21 protein-coding genes are annotated in these 21,693 nt (G+C 45.5%); 13 read left to right on the top strand and 8 right to left on the bottom strand.

The window, feature by feature from the left end:
• Window positions 1-270: 270 nt before the first annotated feature.
• The 7 genes from QT973_RS20205 (at window position 271) to QT973_RS20175 (ending at window position 8,299) form a co-directional block, all read left to right on the top strand.
• The gene (locus QT973_RS20205) at window positions 271-471 is read left to right on the top strand and encodes an SDR family NAD(P)-dependent oxidoreductase (RefSeq protein ID WP_445243063.1); all 201 of its coding nucleotides are present in this window, start codon (window positions 271-273) and stop codon (window positions 469-471) included.
• Between the two features lie 766 nt (window positions 472-1,237).
• Window positions 1,238-2,167: a class I SAM-dependent methyltransferase gene (locus QT973_RS20200; RefSeq protein ID WP_333058640.1), complete on the top strand. Its 930-nt coding sequence runs from the start codon at window positions 1,238-1,240 to the stop codon at window positions 2,165-2,167.
• Between the two features lie 820 nt (window positions 2,168-2,987).
• On the top strand, window positions 2,988-3,893 hold the full coding sequence (locus QT973_RS20195; protein WP_333058639.1) for a D-hexose-6-phosphate mutarotase: 906 nt from the start codon (window positions 2,988-2,990) through the stop codon (window positions 3,891-3,893).
• A gap of 450 nt (window positions 3,894-4,343) precedes the next feature.
• Entirely contained in the window at window positions 4,344-5,870 is a 1,527-nt protein-coding gene (locus QT973_RS20190) for a phosphomannomutase/phosphoglucomutase (protein ID WP_333057249.1), read from the top strand.
• Between the two features lie 52 nt (window positions 5,871-5,922).
• Entirely contained in the window at window positions 5,923-6,150 is a 228-nt protein-coding gene (locus QT973_RS20185) for a hypothetical protein (protein WP_333057248.1), read from the top strand.
• A 464-nt stretch (window positions 6,151-6,614) separates the two neighbouring features.
• A complete protein-coding gene (locus tag QT973_RS20180; protein ID WP_333057250.1) occupies window positions 6,615-7,556 on the top strand; it encodes a M23 family metallopeptidase in 942 nt (313 codons plus the stop codon).
• Window positions 7,557-7,762: 206 nt separating this feature from the next.
• Entirely contained in the window at window positions 7,763-8,299 is a 537-nt protein-coding gene (locus QT973_RS20175; protein WP_006631395.1) for a late competence development ComFB family protein, read from the top strand.
• A gap of 373 nt (window positions 8,300-8,672) precedes the next feature.
• Here the strand turns inward: QT973_RS20175 and psb29 are convergent, their stop codons facing one another.
• Window positions 8,673-9,386: a photosystem II biogenesis protein Psp29 gene (gene psb29 / locus QT973_RS20170; RefSeq protein WP_333057246.1), complete on the bottom strand. Its 714-nt coding sequence runs from the start codon at window positions 9,384-9,386 to the stop codon at window positions 8,673-8,675.
• Between the two features lie 471 nt (window positions 9,387-9,857).
• On the opposite strand from psb29, the gene QT973_RS20165 reads away from it, so the two are divergent.
• Window positions 9,858-10,478 carry a chromophore lyase CpcT/CpeT gene (locus tag QT973_RS20165; RefSeq protein WP_333392053.1) on the top strand — a complete coding sequence of 207 codons (621 nt, stop codon included), beginning with the start codon at window positions 9,858-9,860 and terminating at the stop codon, window positions 10,476-10,478.
• A 245-nt stretch (window positions 10,479-10,723) separates the two neighbouring features.
• Here QT973_RS20165 and QT973_RS20160 read toward each other — a convergent pair whose 3' ends face one another.
• Window positions 10,724-11,086 (bottom strand): STAS domain-containing protein, encoded by a 363-nt coding sequence (locus QT973_RS20160; protein WP_006631392.1) that lies wholly within the window; start codon window positions 11,084-11,086, stop codon window positions 10,724-10,726.
• A 57-nt stretch (window positions 11,087-11,143) separates the two neighbouring features.
• Window positions 11,144-12,187: an oxygen-dependent coproporphyrinogen oxidase gene (gene hemF, locus QT973_RS20155; RefSeq protein ID WP_333392051.1), complete on the bottom strand. Its 1,044-nt coding sequence runs from the start codon at window positions 12,185-12,187 to the stop codon at window positions 11,144-11,146.
• 282 nt (window positions 12,188-12,469) lie between these two features.
• On the opposite strand from hemF, the gene QT973_RS20150 reads away from it, so the two are divergent.
• The 3 genes from QT973_RS20150 (at window position 12,470) to QT973_RS20140 (ending at window position 14,884) form a co-directional block, all read left to right on the top strand.
• On the top strand, window positions 12,470-13,540 hold the full coding sequence (locus QT973_RS20150; protein WP_333057242.1) for an Mrp/NBP35 family ATP-binding protein: 1,071 nt from the start codon (window positions 12,470-12,472) through the stop codon (window positions 13,538-13,540).
• A 131-nt stretch (window positions 13,541-13,671) separates the two neighbouring features.
• Window positions 13,672-13,863 carry an NAD(P)H dehydrogenase subunit NdhS gene (locus QT973_RS20145; RefSeq protein ID WP_015175937.1) on the top strand — a complete coding sequence of 64 codons (192 nt, stop codon included), beginning with the start codon at window positions 13,672-13,674 and terminating at the stop codon, window positions 13,861-13,863.
• Window positions 13,864-14,215: 352 nt separating this feature from the next.
• The gene (locus QT973_RS20140; RefSeq protein ID WP_190736623.1) at window positions 14,216-14,884 is read left to right on the top strand and encodes an HAS-barrel domain-containing protein; all 669 of its coding nucleotides are present in this window, start codon (window positions 14,216-14,218) and stop codon (window positions 14,882-14,884) included.
• An 8-nt stretch (window positions 14,885-14,892) separates the two neighbouring features.
• Here the strand turns inward: QT973_RS20140 and QT973_RS20135 are convergent, their stop codons facing one another.
• The 3 genes from QT973_RS20135 to QT973_RS20125 all read right to left on the bottom strand — a co-directional run bounded on the left by QT973_RS20135 (window position 14,893) and on the right by QT973_RS20125 (window position 16,349).
• Window positions 14,893-15,108: a DUF7336 domain-containing protein gene (locus tag QT973_RS20135; protein WP_445251582.1), complete on the bottom strand. Its 216-nt coding sequence runs from the start codon at window positions 15,106-15,108 to the stop codon at window positions 14,893-14,895.
• Between the two features lie 198 nt (window positions 15,109-15,306).
• Window positions 15,307-15,849 (bottom strand): hypothetical protein, encoded by a 543-nt coding sequence (locus tag QT973_RS20130; RefSeq protein ID WP_333057241.1) that lies wholly within the window; start codon window positions 15,847-15,849, stop codon window positions 15,307-15,309.
• Window positions 15,846-16,349 carry a DUF4365 domain-containing protein gene (locus QT973_RS20125; RefSeq protein ID WP_333057240.1) on the bottom strand — a complete coding sequence of 168 codons (504 nt, stop codon included), beginning with the start codon at window positions 16,347-16,349 and terminating at the stop codon, window positions 15,846-15,848. Before QT973_RS20125 ends, QT973_RS20130 begins: the two co-directional genes overlap by 4 nt.
• A gap of 129 nt (window positions 16,350-16,478) precedes the next feature.
• On the opposite strand from QT973_RS20125, the gene QT973_RS20120 reads away from it, so the two are divergent.
• Both QT973_RS20120 and QT973_RS20115 read left to right on the top strand, forming a co-directional pair.
• Window positions 16,479-16,715, top strand: coding sequence for a helix-turn-helix transcriptional regulator (locus tag QT973_RS20120; protein ID WP_333057238.1), 237 nt, complete (start codon window positions 16,479-16,481; stop codon window positions 16,713-16,715).
• Between the two features lie 99 nt (window positions 16,716-16,814).
• A complete protein-coding gene (locus QT973_RS20115; protein WP_333057237.1) occupies window positions 16,815-17,117 on the top strand; it encodes a Rieske (2Fe-2S) protein in 303 nt (100 codons plus the stop codon).
• Between the two features lie 102 nt (window positions 17,118-17,219).
• On the opposite strand, the gene QT973_RS20110 is transcribed toward QT973_RS20115, so the two are convergent.
• Entirely contained in the window at window positions 17,220-20,117 is a 2,898-nt protein-coding gene (locus QT973_RS20110; RefSeq protein ID WP_333392049.1) for a TIGR02921 family PEP-CTERM protein, read from the bottom strand.
• Complete coding sequence (gene xrtO / locus QT973_RS20105) at window positions 20,107-21,645, bottom strand: exosortase O (protein WP_333392047.1); 1,539 nt, start codon at window positions 21,643-21,645, stop codon at window positions 20,107-20,109. The genes QT973_RS20110 and xrtO overlap by 11 nt, the downstream gene beginning before the upstream one ends.
• Window positions 21,646-21,693 lie beyond the last annotated feature (48 nt).

Genomic DNA, 21,693 nt, shown 5'->3' with positions numbered 1-21,693 from the left:
GCTTCTAAGAAGGGTGAATTTATCTCAAAATATACTCACCACTGATGAACAGTGTTCAATAAGATGCGTTCCCCCTGCCTAACTGTCAGGTCAAACAGATATGGTATTACTTGCTAGAGAAATGCTGCGCGATCCTTATTGGCCGATGCGGGCTGCGAAGCAACTACGTCAATCGGTGCCTGCTCCAATTCAATACGATCGCGCTTGGTAATTAAGCGGATTTGCGATCGATTTTAGGTGAGCCGATTTAATCAATTAACAGGAGTGAATATGTCTGAGATTCAAAACAAGGTGGTCATCATTACTGGAGCAAGTAGCGGTTTAGGTGAAGCCACCGCTCATCGTTTAGCCGCCAGCGGAGCCAAACTCATGCTTGCTGCCCGCCGCGAAGATAGACTCAAGGACTTAGTTGCTGCAATCGAAAAAACAGGTGGCACAGTTGCCTATCGAGTCACCGATGTTGCCGAATAAATATAGCGGCTACTGTATTTCATCAATCACCGAATATGCTGTAATAAAACTGAGTATCGATTAGCAAGCAACTTTGCTGCATCCGGCTATCACGCAATAACAATGAAGAAATCGGAGAGATACATCGAAAAACATGGGCAATACAACTGCTGTAATTGTTTTTAATAACGCACTTATTTTAGATATATAGCCACCCTAAATCATTCGCCTAATTATTGTACGGGCAATCCCACGCCCGGTTGCCCCGATAGATAGGGGGTAGGCACGGGGAGTAGGGGTAGCACTACCCCTACAAATGTACCTGAATGATTTAGGATTGCTATAATAATCACCCAATTATACAATAAATTAAATTGAGATTTATGTTTATGTTTATACTATTTTATATTTTATATTTTATATTTTATGGAGACTATAAAAGGCATGGGTGAAAAAATATATTCTATAAATTCCGCTATATTCAAGCTGTTGTGTGTGAACTAAGGATCGCGAATTAAATAATTTACACTCTTGACAGTGGGATGGGCGTCCCGCCCGTCCAGAAATGGCGGGCGGGACGCCCATCCCACAAGAAGCATCACGCATTCTAAGTTATTTAATTCTCATTCCTAATTAACAATAAATATTGGTTTAATAAACTAATTTTTGCGGATAATAAATTTAGAGTGTGTAGCAGGAATAGCGAGAATCATGTAAACTTGTGTAACAAAAATAAACACTTGTGGCTGGCCACAGGTGAATATGTTAGAATCAATGCCGAACTCAGTTGAACAAAGTAAAAGAAATCAAAGCTATGACATACGTTGCATGCAATTTGTGCGGTAGTAATGACTATACTGTGAGATTTGAGCAGGGAGTAGCCCAGGTAAATCAAATTGTCAATTGTAAAGCCTGTGGATTGATGTATGCTAATCCGAGAAGCACAGAAGTAGATAGTGTATTAATAGAAAACTACGATCCAGAGTTTGTATTATCTGCGATAGTTAACCAAGATTCGCAGAGACTGGAAAAAGAAGCACTGCAGGTAAAAGATTATGAAAAAACCAGAGCTTTTCTTCACAAACATTATCCCAATAAAGGTAAGTTAATTGAAGTGGGAAGTGGCTTGGGGTATTTGTTAAACTTCTTTAAGCAAGATGGGTGGAATGTAGTTGGGCTTGAACCTAATGTGGGTATGTGCAGATATGCAGAATCGGAGTTTGGAATCGAAATCATCCCAACCATATTAGAAAAAGCTGAACTAGAAGATCGATCGGCAGACGCTGTATTGATGATGCACGTGATCGAACACGTATCCGATCCTTGCAGTACGTTGAAAGAAGTTTATCGGATCTTGAAGCCGGGTGGGATATTCGTGATGGAAACCCCCCGCTACGATACATTGGTTTTCAAATTATTGGGTAAAAGAGAAAGAAGTCTCAGTTGCGACGGACATATTTACTTTTTTACGACCACCACGCTAGAAAAACTTGCAACTAAGGCAGGATTTACCGTGCTTAAAACAGATTATGTGGGGCGATCGCTAACACTCGACAGGCTATTTTATAATTTGGGCGTTGTGAGCAAAAGTCAGGCCATTAAACAAATCCTTAAGGATGTGGCAGTTAAACTGCATTTAAATAAAATTTCGTTATATTTAAATACACGGGATATGGAACGTATATATTTGAAAAAACCCGATTCTGGCTCAGCATAACAAAACTTAAGCGCACAGAAAAGATGAGATTACCTCAAATGTTTGAGTGCGCTTGTACCATGACAGTTATTACCCATTACATTAATCCCCTGGCGCCAGACTCTACGAAGACAAATTTTAGCGAGGGAGGCTGTGGGCGACACCACAAGGGTTTCCGGGCTATACAACGAATCAAGCCAGATGCGGAGTTTTGCGGCTGCGCCGTCTTTTGATGAAGTGCTGCATTAGCTTGGCCATCCGAGAAATCAGCAAGGTGTGCCGGTGGGTTCGATGCACATCCCCTCGCGATGTGTGGGGACTCGCTATCGGTTTCTCTGACTGCATCGTTGTGTCGATCGCACCCTCGCAGGTCAAACTCAACAATCTAATCAATCTAGTAACCATAATATCGGATAATTGTAAAGCAATTCACCAAGCCAACAGCGTCACTAACCCCAGCCTAAAGGCATGGGGCTTGAAAGAGGAAGACTCACCACCTTCTTAATTTGAGACTAAAACAGTGTCTAGCCTGCGTCTTTGAGACAAACTGAATTATCTGGTGGTGGTACACCGAACGATGTTACTGGATGCCTCCCTAGTCTGTAACCTCAAGGGATATCAGTGGCGAAGGGATATACACACACGGGCTTACCGCCACTTGTTATGCGTACAGGTAGAAAGCACTCGATCCGTAACTGTCCGGGTTAAAGGCGAATACAAAACGTCGAACGTCGTTAGTATATCCAAGGCGGTAACAAGCATTCATCGGGGGAGAATTCCTCCCCCTCCCATCCAATGTAAAGCCGTCCTAAAAGGACGGGGTTTCAAACCCATATTTCTGATGAGTATTGACCAATTAAACGCAGACTACGGCATAGCCGGGAACCTCACCTTCGCCACCGGAAACGGTGGTTTCCCGATGATTCACATCGACAACGGTCAAGCCAAAGCCTTAATTTCTGTGTATTCCGGTCAAGTGCTCTCCTTTCAACCAGCCACCGAAACCACAGACTTGATGTTCGTCAGCGACAAAGCCTACTACGCAGAAGGGAAAGCCATCAAAGGCGGTATACCCATCTGTTGGCCCTGGTTTGGCCCAGATCCCGAAGCCTTGGGGCGTCCAAGTCATGGGTTTGTGCGGAATCGCCTCTGGAATGTGCTAGAAACCGCCACAACCCCCGATGGTGCAACTAAAGTCACTCTCGGACTCAAGGATAGCGATGAAACTAGAGGAATTTGGCCCCAAGCTTTTGAACTGGCGATCGAGATTACGATCGGCACCAGCCTCACTGTAGAATTAATCACCCGCAATCTAGGCGACAAAGCATTTCCCCTCACCCAAGCTTTCCACACCTATTTCCAAGTCGGGGATATCAACCGCGTGCAGGTTTTAGGTTTAGAAAATAGCCAATATCTTGATAAAGCGGATGGTGGGGTGGAAAAGACTCAAGTGGGTGCAGTGGTAGTAACAGGTGAAGTCGATCGCATTTATCTCGATGTCACCAATGAATTAGTCATTGACGATAGCGCCCTCAATCGCCGTATTCGCATTAAATCCTCTGGTAGTAAATCCGTCGTAGTGTGGAATCCCTGGGTGACAATTTCTGCAAATATGGCCGACCTTGATGATGCAGATTATCAGCGCTTACTCTGCGTAGAAACGACCAATGCAGCTACAGATATTGTGGAAGTTCCCGCTCATGGTGAGTTCCGCTTGCAAGCAATTTACAGCGTGGAACGCGACTAAGAAATTAGAGCTTAAGCTTAGCGGTGATGGGGTCAAAATTCTCAGTAAGCGGGTCAACATTTCAATTGGATATTTTGGGCGTTGCTCAAATCCCACCCACAAGACTGGGATTGTTTCTTTAAATACAACTTAAATGCCGATTAGCTGATTGAATTGAAAAACTCTGTCACCGTAATGACTAATAATACCATGTCCGATCGAGCGATTAAAAGGGCGGGTTTTTGAGATTGTCAATTATTGGCAGATATTTTTCGTGAGGGGAACCCCTACCGTATTAGGGGTAATCGACCGGACATGATATAATACCAAATCCCAAATTTCTCCCCTGTTTATTTATTAGTCCGCGAAAGACGATCGGCGAAACTGACTCGAACCGTCTAGCAGCAAACGAAAGTTTGTACGATCAGTTTCTACAGCCGACTCCGATCTTTTTACTTACCATCAATTATTATGCAAAACTTCAACTGGACAAAACTTCAAAATGGCTCAGACATTCGCGGTATCGCCCTCGAAGGCGTTCCCAATGAAAAAGTCAACCTCACCCCCGAAATTGCGACAATCTTAGGTAAATCATTTGTCAGTTGGCTGGTGCAAAAAGTCAAGAAACCAGCGGCAGAATTAACGATCGCGATCGGGCGTGACAGTCGCCTATCAGGGCCAACCTTAATGCAAGCTGTCATGGAGGGAATCACCTCAGTTGGGGCAACAGTGTACGACTTTGACATGGCCTCAACCCCCGCCATGTTTATGAGTACCATTACCCCTGGTTTTGATTGCGACGGCGCAATTATGCTCACTGCTAGCCATTTGCCCTTTAATCGCAACGGCTTAAAGTTTTTCACCGCCAAAGGTGGGTTACAAAAACAGGATATTACAGATATCTTAGGAATAGCGCAAAGCAATAAATTCCAGCCAGCCGCATCGCCCGGTAACATTACAAAGCATGATTTCATCTCTGTTTATGCTAACCAATTTGTTACAAAAATCCGGGAAGCAGTCAATCATCCCGATAACTTTGAGCAGCCGCTGACAGGACTAAAAATTGTTGTGGATGCGGGCAACGGTGCTGGTGGTTTTTATGTTGATAAAGTCTTAAAACCTTTAGGTGCAGACACTACGGGCAGTCAGTTTTTAGAACCCGATGGTACTTTCCCCAATCATGTGCCAAATCCCGAAGATAAACAGGCAATGCAGTCAATTTGTCAAGCGGTAATTGAAAATCAAGCTGATTTTGGGATTATTTTTGATACCGATGTCGATCGCAGTGCGGCCGTCGATCAAGTTGGCAAGGAACTCAATCGCAATCGCTTAATTGCCTTGATTTCTGCCATTATATTACAAGAACACCCAGGCTCTACCATTGTCACCGATTCTATCACCTCCGATGGCTTGACACAATTCATCGAACAAGATTTAAAAGGAATTCACCATCGCTTTAAACGCGGCTACAAAAATGTGATTGACGAGTCGATTCGCCTCAATGAAGCCGGACAGGAATCATGGCTGGCGATTGAAACCTCTGGACATGGAGCTTTGAAAGAAAATTACTTTCTGGATGATGGCGCTTATTTGGTCAGCAAATTATTGATTGAATTGGCTAAGTCAAAGCTAGCAAACCAATCTTTGCCAGATTTAATTGCGAATTTAAAAGAACCAGAAGAAAGTGCCGAATTTCGGATTAAAATTGGTGTGGAGGATTTCAAGGCTCACGGATCTCGCGTTATTGAACAACTGCAACAATTTGTCTCAACCCAAGCAGACTGGAAAATAGTTCCCAATAACTACGAAGGTTTGCGAATTTCCTGCACGTCACCTAGCGAATCTGGCTGGTTTCTGTTACGCTTATCACTCCACGATCCGGTGATGCCTTTGAATGTTGAGTCTAATGTTAAGGGTGGTGTTGCTCACATAGTCGCTCGGCTTTTAGCTTTTTTCAAAACAACAGAATCCCTTGATTTTTCGGCACTATCGCTCTAAGTTTTACTCGTGTTAGACTATTAGTAAACCAAACCCAAGGAGGAATTTAATCATGTGGCTTTTAATCATAAAATGTTCTGCTGAAAGCTGGGATACCCATTCCAAAGCTTTCAAAGCGATCGCTGCCAAATATCCTGCCACGCCTTCCTCTTCCAAAAAGATGAAAGGTGATGGTCAACGCATCATGGAATATCAGCTTGAGAATGTCAACGATGTAGAGGAATTTATGGAAGAATGCTTGACCTTAGATGGTTTCACCGCTACCTTTGAATCTCTGTAAATTTAGGTAATCAAATTATAGCAATTCTCAATTTTTATCTCCTACCATTTTAGATGTGAGATTGAAAAATTGGGAATTAATACTATTTACTCAAAAGTAGGCTACAATAACTAGAGAGTTTTAGCAAGGTTATCCGAAAATAAACTGCCAAGAAAGAAGTGATTTAACAGCAGAGGAATTAAAAATAATTTTGTTGTAGCGCCGTGAAATATAACTAATAGCAATTGTTAAAAGTTATGTAACAGTAGCTAGGACTGATAAAATATAATCCCATCCGCTTAGACATGAAGAGTGTTTCTGTTGAAACTTGGGTTCTCCTAAATTTGTAGTGGAAACGGTAGTGTGAGCGTCTGGCTGAAGCGGGCTTTCCTCCCCGCACTACAGAAATTTTTATTGCGGATTGCTAGAGTTAGTCTAGATAGTTAAAAATATATCAGCGAGAGAAAGGTTAAGGACTGCTAGTGATGGTAATGACTGTGAATCGAGACAACTGCGGGCTAAGTACGGAAATAATTACGGGTCGGATTTTGCGGTGGGGGCAGTTGAAAGCAAACAAGCTAACCGCTGGTTCGATCGGGGGAATTGTTGCTGGCTTTCTGAGTTTTGCCCTGCCGGTACAAGCTTTGCAGGTAGTTGTGACGCCGACAAATCCCCAACTGGGAGATACGCTGTCAGTAATGATTCAGGTTGACGGTAACGGCGGGGAAACTCCAACAGTTTCTCTACAGCAAAAAAACTACCCCGCTTTTCCGATCGGCAACGGCCGCTTTCGGGCCCTGCTACCGACGACGCCCCTAGAGAAACCCGGTGCTCGCCAAATCCAAGTCGCAGGTGACGGACAAGTGCAGAACTTGAGTCTCCAAGTGCGCGATCGAAATTTTCCTACTCAATCCATCTGGCTACCGCCTGGGAAAGACAGCGAAGGTACAGACGCGGAGTTCGATCGCGTAGACGCATTTAAAGCACTCGTGACACCCGAAAAATTTTGGGACGGCAAATTGTTGCGCCCCAACTCCGGCGAAATTACTACTATTTACGGGGTGCGACGTTATTATAATGGGGTATTTGCTCAAGACTACTACCACCGCGGCGTTGATTACGCGGGTGCTTACGGTTCCCCTGTAGTGGCACCAGCAGCAGGTCGCGTGTCTCTAGTGGGACGCGAATCCCAAGGGTTCAAAATCCACGGCAATGTCGTTGGTATTGACCACGGCCAGGGGGTAGCCAGTATTTTGATGCACCTGGCCCGGATTGATGTCAAGGAAGGCGATGTCGTGAAAGCAGGTCAAGTAATTGGTACTCTGGGATCAACGGGGGCTTCCACAGGCCCTCACCTGCATTGGGGACTTTACGTGCACGGGCAGGCCGTCGATCCTGTACCTTGGCGGCTTCAGGGAGTTGAGTAGGAGTTTTTACAGGTTTTGACGGATTTATCAGTCAATTATGGGGTAAGTTTGTGCTGGGGTGTGCAGATAACTTTATGGGTTATCAGTATTGAGTTAGGATTTGTATAAAAATTCTCAACTCAACTCTCAAAACTCGAATCTCAAGACGCTAACAATCGCGTCTTCACAAAACTTTATTGATGATGCCGTTGAGCGGGGACGCATATATGAGTATTGAAAAAATTGTTGAACAGGCTTTGCAAGATGGCTATTTAACGCCGTCTATGGAAGCTGAGGTGGGACGGATCTGCAATACGGCTTCGGAATTGTCGATCGAAGAGTACATGGCTCTCGATCGTCTGATGGGATCTTTGTTGACTGGCGAAGTTGTGGTTCTGCCACGCAAACAGTTCATCAACGTGATGGAAGAGTTGGTGCTCAGCGATGCGATCGCTAGGGTGGCCGAAATTGAGGCGACGAGCGACCTGAGTCTGGATGTGGGAGATATTGCAGCTTATGCTTTAAATAGGCTGCCACCTCTGTACGCTACGACTGAAGAGGGAGCTCACTTTCAAAGGGCTAGGGCTAAAGAGCAACTTCACGATTTGATTTCCAAAGAAGTCAACGCAGCGATCGCCCGCAACTTGGACAGGCCCGACACCCCAAACCCCACAGCTTTGGGCAAGTCTTCTGGAAACGAAGTTCTTTCACAGCTAAGCACTTGGCTGCAAGCTAACGCCACTAATTTTGAACCCCAGCCTTAGTACCAATCCAACAGCTCTATTTTGATTAAGTCGATCCCGCTCCATTCAGAAAGCGGGATTTTTAGTTTCTGAGCCAGCAAGATTCATCAGATGGCAGAAACCAGAATTCAAAAACAAAAAATTAAAATTTAAGAGTTTTCTATTTTATGTAAAAAATAAAAAACTCCTTCTTCTTTGTTCGTGACATCGGTTACATCTGACATCTTGCAGCAATATCAATAAGAGGATTTTTCGTGGGTCGGGCGGGTTTATAGAACCTATTTGCAAGCTTTCAGGCTGTTGGCGAACCCGCCCCTACGGCTAATTGAGAATGGTGCAAGATATCAGTTACATCCGAAGAAAGCGAATCCGCTGCCGAACTTCTTTTAAACGATTAATTGCTGCTGTCAGAAGAGTCAGCCGAAGGACCAGCGGTAACTTTTGTCTCTCGTTTTTCGCGTTTTTTCCGTTCCGCTTGGATGACATCTTGAAGCACTATTCGTGCTTGGGCCATTTTTTCCAAATTGCTGCGGTACAAATCTAAATCTTTGCTAACTTTGTCTTCTGGCAGGTGCAAGGCCGCACTGACTTTGGCGATCGCGTCGTTTCGCGTTTCTTGGTCTTTTACCAAGTTAGGGTCAGCTTTTTCTAATAGCGAGAACAAACCGATCGCGAACAAGCGGCTGTACTTAAATTGAGGGTTGCTGGCGATCGCCCCTAAAGACGCTTGCAAATCCGCTGTATCTTCAAAGCTGGTCGAGCGATCGAGCCACGAGAGCAACTCTTTGCCCGAAAGTCTATCCGCCAAGCTTTCCAATCGCTGAGCGTCTTGCTTGTAGCGCTCTGGATCGTCTTCTAGGGACTTGCATAAAGCGTTAAAAATCGAAAGTCTGTCTGCTTCTGGGGCGTACCCAAGCATGAATCGATCGAAAGCTGTCACTACACCCAAAGCATAAATCGGGTCGTATTGAAAATCGGCATTCGCCGAAAGCAAGTGCATTTCTACCATCAACTCTTCCACCACTCGACGGTAAATTGAGTTGATCGGTCGAGTGTGAATCGTATAGAAACTTCGCTTAGTATCTGAAACAGTACGGTTATTGTTCACCTGAGTCTTATAGATAAATAATTTTGCCGTAGCGGGCGTGCCAGCGCGGCGTGAGTAAAGTCGGGGGAGTCAGTCGATTTGAGATTTTAGATTTTAGATTTTAGATTTACCCCACAGATAAATCTGGGAGCTTGAACTTTGGTCTAAAATTTTTATCTTTCCACGACTTAAGTAAGTGGCACGGTATCCGTTGTTGGGCTGGGTCAATTCGGCGATCGGGCTGACAAAATTTGCCAGTTTTTTAAGCGTTGCCGCCGGATTGCGAGACAAAATTTTATCAAAAATATTTTACGCGCGATCGGCAGCAACAATTAATATGTCGCAATATGAGGGAAAAAACCCAGTATCTTTACAATCATAGCTCTTCTGGGATCGCTCATAAATCTCATCTTCTGACTTGCCCAGCCTTGATATGGTTTTACATATCACAATAACTTTTTCTTGTCAATCCCTAATCCTCAAAAAACAAACATGACAATTTCTCCTGAATTAATAGCTTTAGCCCAGTACATGGCGGGCGAATTTGACAACCGAGAACAAGCGCTAGCAGAGCCGGCGTGGTACGTCCACCTTCGTATGTGGCAAAGACCACTACCCGTTCCTTTATTTTCCGAACCCAGCATTGCCCTGTTTGCCGAACAAGCCAACATTCTGGAATTAGACAAGCCATACCGCCCTCGCATCGTGCAACTGAGGCACTCACAGATAGCGCCGGAACTTATCGAAGCTCAGTATTATATGTTCAACGACATTACAGCCGTCAAAGGAGCCGGTTGCAACCCCGACTTGCTTGGAAAGCTAACGAAGGAGCAAATCCAACTCCTTCCCGGCTGCACCCTCTCGGTTGCGGTGGAAAATCTAGCCTCAAACGGCTATCGATTTCGGGCATCTTTGCCGGAGGGCACTCGCTGCGGCTTTGCCTACGGGGGGCAAAATTACCAAGTAGACTTGGGATTTGAAGCCGCAGGCGAGGAATTTCTCAGCTACGACAAAGGAATAAGCCCCACCACAGGCAAGGCTATCTGGGGAGCTTTAATGGGCCCTTTTAGATTTGTCAAGCGTCAGGATTTTGCTGCTGAGATATTGGTTTGAAGCAAGAAGCAACAAGAAACTAGGAAGAAAAATATAGCTATCTAGGATAGAAGGCAAGACTTTACCTTGACCTATTCTTCTACTTTAGTGTTTTGGTGAACCTCTCAACCTCTCAAGAAAGGAAGAAAGCATAAGGAAGCTGGCAATAATTTACCTGCTTCCTGTTCTTGTGCAGGGTTCCGGCGCTTTTTGTGAGCCTCAAGCTTAAATTGCGCTTACACCGCAACCGATGCAAGCGAGAGTGGTCAACTTGCGCGCGGCACCCCCTCTAGAGCTTCTTCTTCCGTTTCAAAGATTTCAAACACAGAATCCATCATGGTGACTTCAAACACCAGTTTGGCTTCTGGATGAACATTGCAAATGCGGAAACTTCCCTTAACTTTATCCGCATCCCGCATACCTGCTACAAGTGAGGTCAGGCCAGAGCTATCGATAAAGTTAACCTGACCAAGATTCACTACAACATGGCGGCTAAGTTTGGAAATACACTCTTGCAACTTGAGGCGGAATTGCCAAGCTGTAGTGATGTCCAACCGTCCTGTCGGTGCTAAGACGATAACTGTTGTACCGTCTTGAAGCGTGTGGGTTTTTTGATCAATATGAATCACTGACCCTTCCCTCAAATTTATTATCTATCGCGGTGGTTACTGTCCCAGTAGTTTAACTCAGGTCGGTGACTGCTGAGGCATCCAATTCGCCCAATCTTGCGGTTTTAAGAACTTGGAGTAGAGTTCGGCTTCTGGAGAGTTGGGTTCTGGCTCGTAGCAGTATTCCCAGCGTACCAAAGGTGGCAGGGACATGAGAATCGATTCGGTGCGTCCGTTGGTTTGCAAACCAAAGGTCGTGCCTCGATCGTACACCAAGTTAAATTCAACGTAACGGCCGCGGCGGTAAAGTTGGAAATTACGCTCGCGATCGCCGTATTCTTTCGATCGGTGCTTTTCAATTATGGGGGTGTAAGCCGGCAAAAATGCCCGACCGCAGTCCTGTACGAAGGCGAACAGCGACTCCCAAGTCCTAGGTTCCGGGACGCCGATGTTGTTGCTGCACTCAGCGGCTTTGCCTTTGACATGATGGTCGCGGTAAAGCGCGCCTTGAGCGCTTTGGTAGTCAAAAAACAGGCCGCCGACGCCGCGGGTTTCTTGGCGGTGGGGGAGATAGAAATATTCGTCGCACCAAAGTTTAAATGTCGGATAATATCCGGGATGGTGGCGATCGCAAGTTGCTTTCAGAGTTTTGTGAAAATGAGCTGCATCCTCAGCCAAGGGGTAATAAGGAGTCAAATCCACACCGCCGCCAAACCACCAAATCGGCCCGGCCTCAAAATAGCGGTAATTCAGGTGAACCGTAGGCAAGTAGGGATTGCGGGGGTGCAGCACCATCGAAGTGCCAGTTGCATAAAAATCGTGACCTGCAGCTTCGGGGTGCTTGGCCAGAATCAAAGCCGGCAAACTTTCGCCCCACACTTGGGAAAAATTGACTCCCCCTTGTTCAAACACATCGCCTTCGCGCATGACGCGAGAACGTCCGCCCCCGCCTTCGGAGCGTTCCCAAGAGTCCTCCTTAAATTTGCCAACGCCATCGAGCTGTTCGAGGGATTGACAAATTTCGTCTTGTAGGGTTTTCATAAATTGGCTGACTCTAGCTCTAGAGTCAGCGGGCGGCAAAAACGGGGAAGTGGCGGTTTTAAGTGTGGTAGAAACTGTCATCCGATTTAAGATTTAAGATTTTAGATTGAAGAATTGAAGAATTGCGACCACGGCTCAATTCGCCTATTGTGACCAAATTGCTTTCGGTCGTAGAAATTCTTGCCGATCGCATTTGAGTTTGAGATTGACCGTGAGTCCCAAATCCTGTCGTCATGTAATTATGCCACCGCAGGTCTGCAAACGATCGCTATGAAGTTACATTAAAAAATAGCAATAAAAATATACTTAAACCTGCGATCGAAAATTCGCAAACCCAATTGCAGAGCTATGGTGGAGAACACAATGCCCAATACACTCGATGTTAGTTCAGTCTTAGAAATCCTGCGACCCGTGCAAGACCCCGAACTGCAAAAGAGTTTGGTGGAATTGAACATGATTCGTAACATAAAAATTGACGGCGGTGTCGTCAGTTTTACTTTAGTGCTGACAACGCCTGCTTGCCCGCTGCGAGAATTTATTGTCGAAGATTGCCAAAAAGCGGTCAAACAGTTGCCAGGAGTCGAAAAAGTGGCAGTGGAGGTGACAGCCGAGACGCCGCAGCAGAAGGGAGTGGTCGATCGCCAAGGAATTGAAGGCGTTAAAAATATTATCGCAATTTCCAGCGGCAAAGGCGGCGTCGGCAAAAGCACGGTGGCGGTAAATGTGGCAGTAGCGCTAGCCCAAACCGGCGCTAAGGTGGGTTTGCTGGATGCGGATATCTATGGGCCCAACGACCCCAATATGTTGGGTTTGGGGGACGCAAAAGTGATGGTTAGGGACGGAAAAAGCGGGGAAAGCCTCGAACCCGCCTTCAACTACGGCGTCAAATTAGTGTCGATGGCGTTTTTAATTGACAAAGACCAACCCGTGATTTGGCGCGGCCCGATGTTGAACGGGATCATTCGGCAATTCCTCTATCAGGTGAATTGGGGCGATTTAGACTATCTGATTGTCGATATGCCTCCGGGTACTGGAGACGCGCAGTTGACAATGGCGCAGGCTGTGCCGATGGCCGGTGTCGTGATCGTGACGACGCCGCAGACTGTCGCTTTGTTGGACTCCCGCAAGGGGTTAAAGATGTTCCAGCAGTTGGGAGTGTCGGTGTTGGGAATTGTGGAAAACATGAGCTATTTTGTGCCACCCGATATGCCCGATAAGCAATACGATATTTTCGGTTCGGGTGGCGGGGAAAAGACTGCTGCTGAGTTGGGAGTGCCGCTGTTAGGCCGCATTCCGCTGGAAATTCCGTTGCGGGAAGGTGGCGATTCGGGGGTGCCGATCGTGGTGGGGCAACCGGGTTCTGCTTCAGCTAGGGAGTTGCGGGCGATCGCGGGCCGCATTGCCGGTAAAGTTTCCGTAGCAGCCTTAGCCTAACAAACTCTCGTTTCTGGGCTTTGCCTCGTGTCTTCGGCTTGACGAAGATTTGCCTAGTTCTCAGGCTCTGCTTGGGAACTAGAAACGAGAAACGGTAAGCTATAAAGAGCAAACTTAACATTCAAAGAATTATGATTTTTCCAGGTTCGGCAGTTCGAGTTAAAGATAAGGGTGAGATTTACTACGCCTTTCAAGGACAAGTCCAGCGAGTTAGCGACGGAAAGGTCGCGGTACTGTTTGAAGGCGGGAATTGGGACAAGCTGATTACGTTCCGCCTGTCGCAGTTGGAACTTGTCGATGCTACGGCTGGCCGCGCGAAATAGTCAGCGGTCATTAGTCATTGGGACAGGATTGACGCCTCATAAACCCGGTTTCGGCAGGAAATCTTGGTTTAGTAGCGAAATATCTAGGAAGAAACCGGGTTTATGACCCGCGTGAGTCCAACACTAGAGGAATTAGTAATTGGTCATTCAGTCCTAGACGCAAAAAATGATTTAATGCACTTCTTATAGGGGTAAGGTGCGCAGTGCGCACCCTACATATAGAAGTTATTCGTAATTCCTTTAATTGCCAAAGTACCCAAGTCTATGCCACTGACCCAATAGCATTGATAACTAACACAAAACTAATGACTAATGACTGATGACTAATAACTAATGACTAATCACTAAAACTATGCGTTTACCTTTACCCCAATTTGCTACAAAAGAGCGCCATCCCGATCGCATTGCTGAGGTGATCGAGACGGCAACTTCGGAGTTTTTGGCTCAATGTTTGGAACCGGAAGATTTAAGTTTTCCCGTGATGCCGCCTTTTGGGAGTTGGGTGAAGGCCGAGGATGAAGAGTCGAAAAATCAAATTTACGGCGTGGTTTATTACGCTACGACTAGCCCGATCGACTCGGTGCACAGAGCTCGCGCTTTGGGTTTGTCCCTCGAAGAGTTGCGGGAAGAACAACCGCAGATTTTTGCGATGCTAAAAACCGAGTTTCGAGTGGCGATTGTGGGGTTTGAGGCTGCGCCGGAAAGGTTGAACGGTCACGGCCCATCGAGGGGTAAAATTTATCAGTATTTGCCGCCGCGCCCGCCGCAAATTCACCAGGCGGTTTATCGCTGCGAACCGGATGAGGTGATTGATTTTACGGTGCAGTTGGATTTTTTGAGGACGCTGCTGGGTGTGACTAATGCGCCGGTGGAGGCGCTGACGGCGGCGGCGATTCGGGAGATTTATCAGTTGCGGATGCGCGATCGATCTTGGTTGGTGGAAGCGGGGAGGAGTTTGAGTGTTTTGTTGAAGGATGATTATGACAGGTTGAGGGTGATTTTGAGTCAGATTCATCCGTAGGGAAAAGGTTAAGAATCAGAATAATAAACAGTGACATAGCCGTCGTTCCAGTGGTCTTTATCTAAGGGATAACAGCTTATATGAAAGCCTTCTGGAGCATCTATAAAACCGGGTTGGGAGAGCATTCTTGCCTTAGCAGATTCGGCTAATGTTTTAGTCGAATAAATACCGATAATTTTTAAGTCTTCGCGGTCATCTCCCAATTCATGGACGTGCTCAAGAATAAAGACATTAATTATTTTATGAAAATCCTTTCACAATCGCTCTTTAGGTTGATTATAGTACAATACGGTTCAGTTAGTGCTAAAAAAACCGATCGTGCGTAGGTTGGGCCCGTGGAACGAACCCTCCGTTTCACTCCACCCAACATTTCCGCTACAATTTTCCTTAACTGAACCGTATTGGATTATAGTACATAGCATTCATTCCAACCAGGCATCTAAATCTAATGTAAAGTGATGGGTATTTTGCAGTAAAAAAGAGCGACCTTGTTTAACTAAATTGCCTTGACAAATAACCGGAATTCTGGCTTGATAAGCTTTGACTGCCAGTTCGTAGACTGGTTCTGCTAGTTCTAACTGAATGCGCCGCAGCTTGCCAACAATAACGCCCGTCAAAGTTAATTTTCCTGCTGATAATCCTTCTTGCAAGTTGGTAACTATGCCTTGAATGGTAATGTTAGGAGCTGATGTCAAGAGATTGCTGAGGATTTCGATCTGGGAACGATTTTCAGCAATTTCTAGGGTTTGTAAAACTTCAGCCATCCGGCGGGGAAAGTCTAAAAATTCTGGTTTTAATGGTAGCAGAATCTCTAACTCTTCTGAGGTTTCGCTGTGGCGATTCCAGAGAGAAGCTTTATCGTCAATTTGTCGCACTTCTTGCCAGCAATGCGTTTCGAGGTAAGTACGCACAATTTCTGGCTGTAGATTTTTGAGAATTTCGGGATCTCGAACGGTGACTATCATAGAGTTTCGCCTGCTTCTATTAGCTGCATGAGGGTGGTAAGAGCATTTACATTAAAGATATTCTGTCTGGGTATGGAAATTGTAACAGTGGTTTGATTCTGGGTTGGGGGTTGACCTCGCAGAGAAACCCAATAACCGCAATATTTCAGGCAAAGTTCCTGTTGAGATTGGATTAGCCAATTGTCTAAATTGTCGGGTACGACTACAAGGATTAACAGTCGGGGAGTATGAATATTTTCTACTTTCAATTCATTGTAGTTCTTGACTTCGAGCGGATATCTAATTGCTTCCTGTCCAATCACATCCCTAGATGTGCATTTTACCTGGAGTTCAAGTCGGGGATATCGAATAATTCCACTTCCCATACCGCCAGCAAGAATGATATCGATGCCGTCAAAATCTAATGGTCTAGCTGCTATCTGGAAGGAGTAGCCAGCCGAGGCAGCAACTGCATAAATATACGCATAACTGAACTGTTCTTTTTGCTGGTTAATGTCCACAATCGCTATTTGTTTAGTCTATCTCAAGCATAACTGGCACGGGATGATCTCGCTCCTACCTTAGTGTAGCGCCCTAGATGACAATCAGCAACGTTTACAGGAGCATGACTCTCTGACAAAATCGGGAACATGGCAAGAGCAGGTAAAGCCCTCAAAAAAATATTAGAGGCATACGATATCAGTCAATATCAATTGGCGGCAAAGATGGAAATCGATCGCTCAAACGTTAGCCGTTGGGTGAGTGAAGAACGAGATCCATCCGCTGAGGCGGTATTTGCGATTAAGCAAGCGTTGCAGACATTCAATCGGGAGGCGGCTGATGAATTCGTCAGGTTGTACCTGGGAAATGGCGAGGAAAACGGTTAGGTTCTCAGGTGTGGAGAGCGCCCCACCGATCGCCCTTGCTGCATTCAAGGACGATCGCCCATGAATTTGCAATAATTTATTTAAAGCGAGGAAGATTATATGTGGCTAGAAATAACAGCGCTAAATCAAGTTCCCGAATGGGGTGTCTTGAAGGTAAAAGTTGACGAAACTTCAGTGATTTTGAACCGTCAAGGCATGAATGTCACTTGTTACCGCAATGCTTGCACTCATTTAGAATATCCGATCGACATGGGTAAAGTCAGCAACGGTATCATTACCTGTCCGTTTCACAAATATCAGTACAAATTAGATACGGGTAAATGTTTGAATGCACCCGCCGATTCCCTGGAATCTTATCCGGTAAAGATTGAGGGCGATCGAGTTTTTGTAGAAATAAATTAGTCAGGACTTACGGACTCCGACAAAGAAACCGGGTTTTTTACGAAATACTTTGTTACACACCCTAAATTAGGTAAAAACCCGGTTTCTGCGCCCATGTGTACTTTATACCGTTTTCGCGCGCCGCTGACGGAGAAAAACTGCCAAAAGCCCGATCGCACCTACCGTCAACAGCAGCCATTCTTCGGGTTCAGGAACCCCCGAAACATTCAGAGGATTATTCGGCTTACTCAACTGTTCCTTACCCGATTCTACCTCTCTGTCAAATCGATCGCTCTTAGCTTCCGCTGCCTTTAGCTGCTCCCTTTGCGCGTCATTAACTAACACAATCATCGAAGAATACGGAGTCACCACTTTGAAATTTTTAGCTACTGCGTGCATCGCATCCAATTGCGTCAATTGATTTGAATTTTTCTGCTTGCTAAGTGCAGTTATCAACTGCCGCGCAGCTATGGGTTTAAACCCTTCATTTCCGGTATCTTTTAGCTCTGTAACAGCCCCCGATTTGAGTGTCTTTTCTGATTTGGAATTTTTGGCATAACTCCAAGCATAGCCGTCAACAACGCTAACTGTAGATTCGCCCGAAGCTGCTGTCGTTGCTACTCGCTGCATCGCCTCTTTCATATCTGTAGAAACTCCGCCACCGCTATCTTGAATAGCCTTCAATGTTGCGTCGTCGTAGCCGGGGGGCAAACCTCCCAAATGCACTGTCCATAGGGGTGAAGAGATGGAAAGTTTAAGTTTGCGATCGTCCGACAATTCATAACTGTGGCGATCGCTCACCAAAAATACATTATCGTAACTTTTATCGCCCCGCAACTGTGCAAACTGTTGCAGCATATCTTTGAGCTGGATTGTACCATAAAATGTCACCTTTGCCGCATCGAAATTGCGTACATCTTCCACAAACTTAGGTGGCATTCCCGCAGCGCTGGCGACATACACATCAACACCATTTTTGCCTGCTGCATTAGCTTTCAACCATTCAAAAGTCTCTTTTACTTCCTTACTTTCCGCCGCCATGCTGCGGGAAGTATCGAGAATAACTGCAAATTTCTTGCCTTGCGGTAGCGAGTAATTTGCATCAGCCAACGGCTTAGCAGAAATGATATTTCCTCCCGGTAGAATCGCCTGCTGCACGGTTAGCGGTTGCTGTGCGACTGCGGGCAAAAAGTGTGGTAGCCAAGTTTCTCTTGCTTCTTTGCGACTGTATTTTACCTCTTTTCCGGCGATCGTGCGGCGAGTATTTTGGTTCCAAAAAATGTTGCGTTTTTCAGCCAAAACAGGCATCGCCCAACCCTGGGGCTGGCGCATGACTTTGTAAGTAAGCCACAGGTGCATTTCCGTTGGCCCTTCTGTTTGGGTGAATTCTCGTTTAGCCGGGATTGGAAAAGCCCGCAAGCGGTATTGTTTGGGGCCAATTTGTTCTAGCAAAGCCGGATCGACTCTTTCTACTACCTGTTGATTGTAGACTTGTTGGGCTGCACCGCGAGGCGATACCGTAAATACAAAACGTTTGTTTAAATCGCCAGTATCTCCCAGCCAAACTCCTGTAACTGCGGCGCTTTCCGGCAGGGAAAAGTAGTAGAATACTTCTTGCAAGTTCGGCGTTTGATTTTTGTAAACTTCGTAGAGTTGAACGTCAGCCCAGTCGCCGTTTTCTTTGACTGTAACTTCTTGCGACTGCAACCATACTTTTTCCTGATTGACATTCAGCAAACCGGCTTTCGCTTCTTCACGATTTGAGGTTGACTGCACCGCGTGTTTTACTGCTTCTGTGTCGCCTTTTTGCAGTTCCGTATCGAAGAATTCGCCGTAGAGTTTTTCTGCTTTTTCCACATCAGCACTAGAGCCTTGATACAAAAACGGCGACATTAAAAAATTATAGCTGTTCTGCAAGGTTTGAGCCGCTGCGTCAGGGAAAATCCAAATATTTTTGTATATCTCATAAATGTGGTTGTTTTCTCCTACCGTGCTCAGGTAGCGGTAAGGGGACAAATAAGCGTTAACTAAGCCGGATCGAATCATATCAGACTTGGCTAATAAAGTTTGGCGAACCGTGTCATTTGCGGGGGGAGTCGCCAGCATTTTCATTACTGCAACTTGTGGCTGCTGCTGCAAAGCCGAGAAAATAGCCAGCCAAGCTGCTATGACTCCCAAACTTCCAATTATCGCTTTATTTTTGCCGTATTGTGCCGCAAAACTCTGCCATATTTTTCGGCCGGAATGAATGTAGAGAAAGCCGTACAGCGAAGGCATGACAACGAATAAGCTACAGGTTAAACCAAACAATATAAACGATAGCGGTATCCAAATTAAAGCCGAGGCCCATGCCCCGTATTGAAACATCTCCAGAAATGGTGAAACCCAGGTAAACTTGAAAAATTGAATGACGAAAAATAAGAATCCATAAAGTGTATACCATGCCACAGGTACAGCGTAATAAATCAGCAATGTTGCCGCCCAAACCCCAACTACTACCATTAAACTGTGACATCCTAATTGCAGCCACGCACTTCGCTTTTCTCCGATTAAGTTGAAAATACGAGGCTGTTTATTATGGGAATTCTGGGAATCGAAAATATTTTGCACATTTTCTCTTTTACCCAGATATCCGTACAGCATTTCCACTGAAAATGCTGCAATGCACAAAGCAATAGTAGCGATGATTTGAGAACTAGCTGGGGTGAGTTCTCGCAGCAGGAACAAGCGGAGCAAACACAGCAAAAATAGCGGTGCTTCTACGCCGTAAAACCAACGCATTAGCTGTAGGGGTTGCTTGCCAAAACGCCTAGCTCCTATTACTGTACATACAGTGGGTACTGCGATCGTAGCTGCCATCGTCAAAGAAAACTCTAGGGGGATAGTGCCATCGATTGTCGCCTTAATTAATGGCACTCCTAGAATAGGCAAAATTCCCAAGTAAACAATCGATAAAAATGTCAAATTCCACAGCCAAAAAATTGTTTTAAAAACTCCATCAAACACCTGTTTAATTTTCATTTATTTCTCCTTGTAAGCTTTGTTTAACGGTATCGTAGACGTTACCAGCAAACTCTTTTACTTCCTGATTCTCGGCTTGTAGCGAACTGTCAAATAAAATGGAAACTAGCACCCAATTGTGGTTTTTGTGGGTAAGGTCGCTGCCGATACGGGACATGAAGTTATCTGTAGTTAGCTGTGCAGATTGCAGCCAGTATGCTGCTGATAATTGGTTGTTTTTGAGAGACAGCCAGCGCGCTGTTACGGAAGGAGTTAGTTGTTTTTTTTCTATGCCATTGACGGGAATTCCGCTCGCTACAAAACACAACTCGGGGGCGTGATAAGTTTGCCAGGATGTGCTCGCTACGGTGAGCATGGAACCGCGCAAGTTGCCGGCGACAAATCTGATTTTTTGTGTTTGCGTGTCTGGATAGTTGCCAAAGAATTTTTGTTCGCTAGGATTCAGGGAAATCGACTCTGATTTAATGTATTCAGGTAATGTTAAAGGTGCGATCGCCATTTTTGACGTTTCTACATGAGACAGTTGAGCCATTATTGCCAAAACTGTGACTGCTGCAATTATTCCGGGTTTTGCTAAAGGGTGATTTTGTAGTCTTTCTGAGTTGGGTTTTGCAGAAGTACCGCTGGTTTTTTCTGGCTGAAATTTCGGTACTCGTTGCAGCATTAACCACGTCACAAAACAAGCACATACTAAACCGACAATTCCCAGAGGAACGTGCATAATTTGTGCTATGTTGGGCTGTTGAAAAACTTCTGAAACCAGGACTAACACGGCAACCCGCGCAGCGTTAGCACATACCAACATTAAGAGATTAGCAGCGCCGACTGCTAGCCATTTTAAACTCAATTTACGCCCTTCTAGCCAGGTAGCAGCAAGCAAAAATAGCGTTCCCACTAAGAGAGTTTTAATGCCGCTGCAAGGCACGTCAACCTGAGCGATGCCGTTTTCCAAAATGATAATATCGTAAGAAGAAATAGCCCCAATGTGCAGCAGAGAAAGCAACTGTTCTACTACCTGAGCAGTGAGGACTCGCGCGGGCAAACCTAAGCCGCTATTCAACTGACTATTAAATGGTAAAATACAAGCAAGCAAGCCCGCAATTGGTAAGTTTTTTCGCCAAAAGTTGGAATCCACCAATAAGCCGCACAGCCCGTAAGTTCCGAGGATAAATAGCAGGACAGTAACTTGTTTGATATCAATTATGTACTGAAGGGCGATCGAGCAAATACCCGCACCCAACATTAACAGCAGCGGATCTCGCCTTAAAACGAAATTGGGTGAAAATCCGAAGGGGCGAGCGGAGTTCCCGCTCGATCGCACTACTAATGCTACAATCAGAAAGCCAATTACTATTTTATATAGTGTGGGTATCTCAACAAACGAGGATAACAGCCACTTAACAGCCGAGATATTGGCCCAAAACCAAGCAAGCGCCAGCAAAAAAGGAGCCAGCCAAACCAAATTAACCGCAGGATGAGGAGTAACAGAATCTGGAATTGCAGAATCAGTGATATTGGTGCGCTGCATGATACCGCTTGATATTCACGTTGGTGACATCTTAGCTCAGCCAAATTG

Source organism: Microcoleus sp. Z1_A1 (assembly GCF_036700305.1).
Classification (GTDB): Bacteria; Cyanobacteriota; Cyanobacteriia; order Cyanobacteriales; family Microcoleaceae; genus Microcoleus.
Note: the sequence above shows the minus strand (reverse complement) of the source record. Positions and strands in the feature narration are given on the sequence as shown.

What these genes read in the sequence shown, in the direction of transcription:
- QT973_RS20205 (WP_445243063.1), top strand. Translation starts at nt 271, where the DNA reads ATGTCTGAGATTCAAAACAAGGTGGTCATCATTACTGGAGCAAGTAGC.
- QT973_RS20195 (WP_333058639.1), top strand. Translation starts at nt 2,988, where the DNA reads ATGAGTATTGACCAATTAAACGCAGACTACGGCATAGCCGGGAACCTC.
- QT973_RS20190 (WP_333057249.1), top strand. Translation starts at nt 4,344, where the DNA reads ATGCAAAACTTCAACTGGACAAAACTTCAAAATGGCTCAGACATTCGC.
- QT973_RS20185 (WP_333057248.1), top strand. Translation starts at nt 5,923, where the DNA reads ATGTGGCTTTTAATCATAAAATGTTCTGCTGAAAGCTGGGATACCCAT.
- QT973_RS20180 (WP_333057250.1), top strand. Translation starts at nt 6,615, where the DNA reads ATGGTAATGACTGTGAATCGAGACAACTGCGGGCTAAGTACGGAAATA.
- QT973_RS20175 (WP_006631395.1), top strand. Translation starts at nt 7,763, where the DNA reads ATGAGTATTGAAAAAATTGTTGAACAGGCTTTGCAAGATGGCTATTTA.
- QT973_RS20165 (WP_333392053.1), top strand. Translation starts at nt 9,858, where the DNA reads ATGACAATTTCTCCTGAATTAATAGCTTTAGCCCAGTACATGGCGGGC.
- hemF (WP_333392051.1), bottom strand. Translation starts at nt 12,187, where the DNA reads ATGACAGTTTCTACCACACTTAAAACCGCCACTTCCCCGTTTTTGCCG.
- QT973_RS20150 (WP_333057242.1), top strand. Translation starts at nt 12,470, where the DNA reads ATGCCCAATACACTCGATGTTAGTTCAGTCTTAGAAATCCTGCGACCC.
- QT973_RS20145 (WP_015175937.1), top strand. Translation starts at nt 13,672, where the DNA reads ATGATTTTTCCAGGTTCGGCAGTTCGAGTTAAAGATAAGGGTGAGATT.
- QT973_RS20140 (WP_190736623.1), top strand. Translation starts at nt 14,216, where the DNA reads ATGCGTTTACCTTTACCCCAATTTGCTACAAAAGAGCGCCATCCCGAT.
- QT973_RS20130 (WP_333057241.1), bottom strand. Translation starts at nt 15,849, where the DNA reads ATGATAGTCACCGTTCGAGATCCCGAAATTCTCAAAAATCTACAGCCA.
- QT973_RS20120 (WP_333057238.1), top strand. Translation starts at nt 16,479, where the DNA reads ATGGCAAGAGCAGGTAAAGCCCTCAAAAAAATATTAGAGGCATACGAT.
- QT973_RS20115 (WP_333057237.1), top strand. Translation starts at nt 16,815, where the DNA reads ATGTGGCTAGAAATAACAGCGCTAAATCAAGTTCCCGAATGGGGTGTC.
- QT973_RS20110 (WP_333392049.1), bottom strand. Translation starts at nt 20,117, where the DNA reads ATGAAAATTAAACAGGTGTTTGATGGAGTTTTTAAAACAATTTTTTGG.
- xrtO (WP_333392047.1), bottom strand. Translation starts at nt 21,645, where the DNA reads ATGCAGCGCACCAATATCACTGATTCTGCAATTCCAGATTCTGTTACT.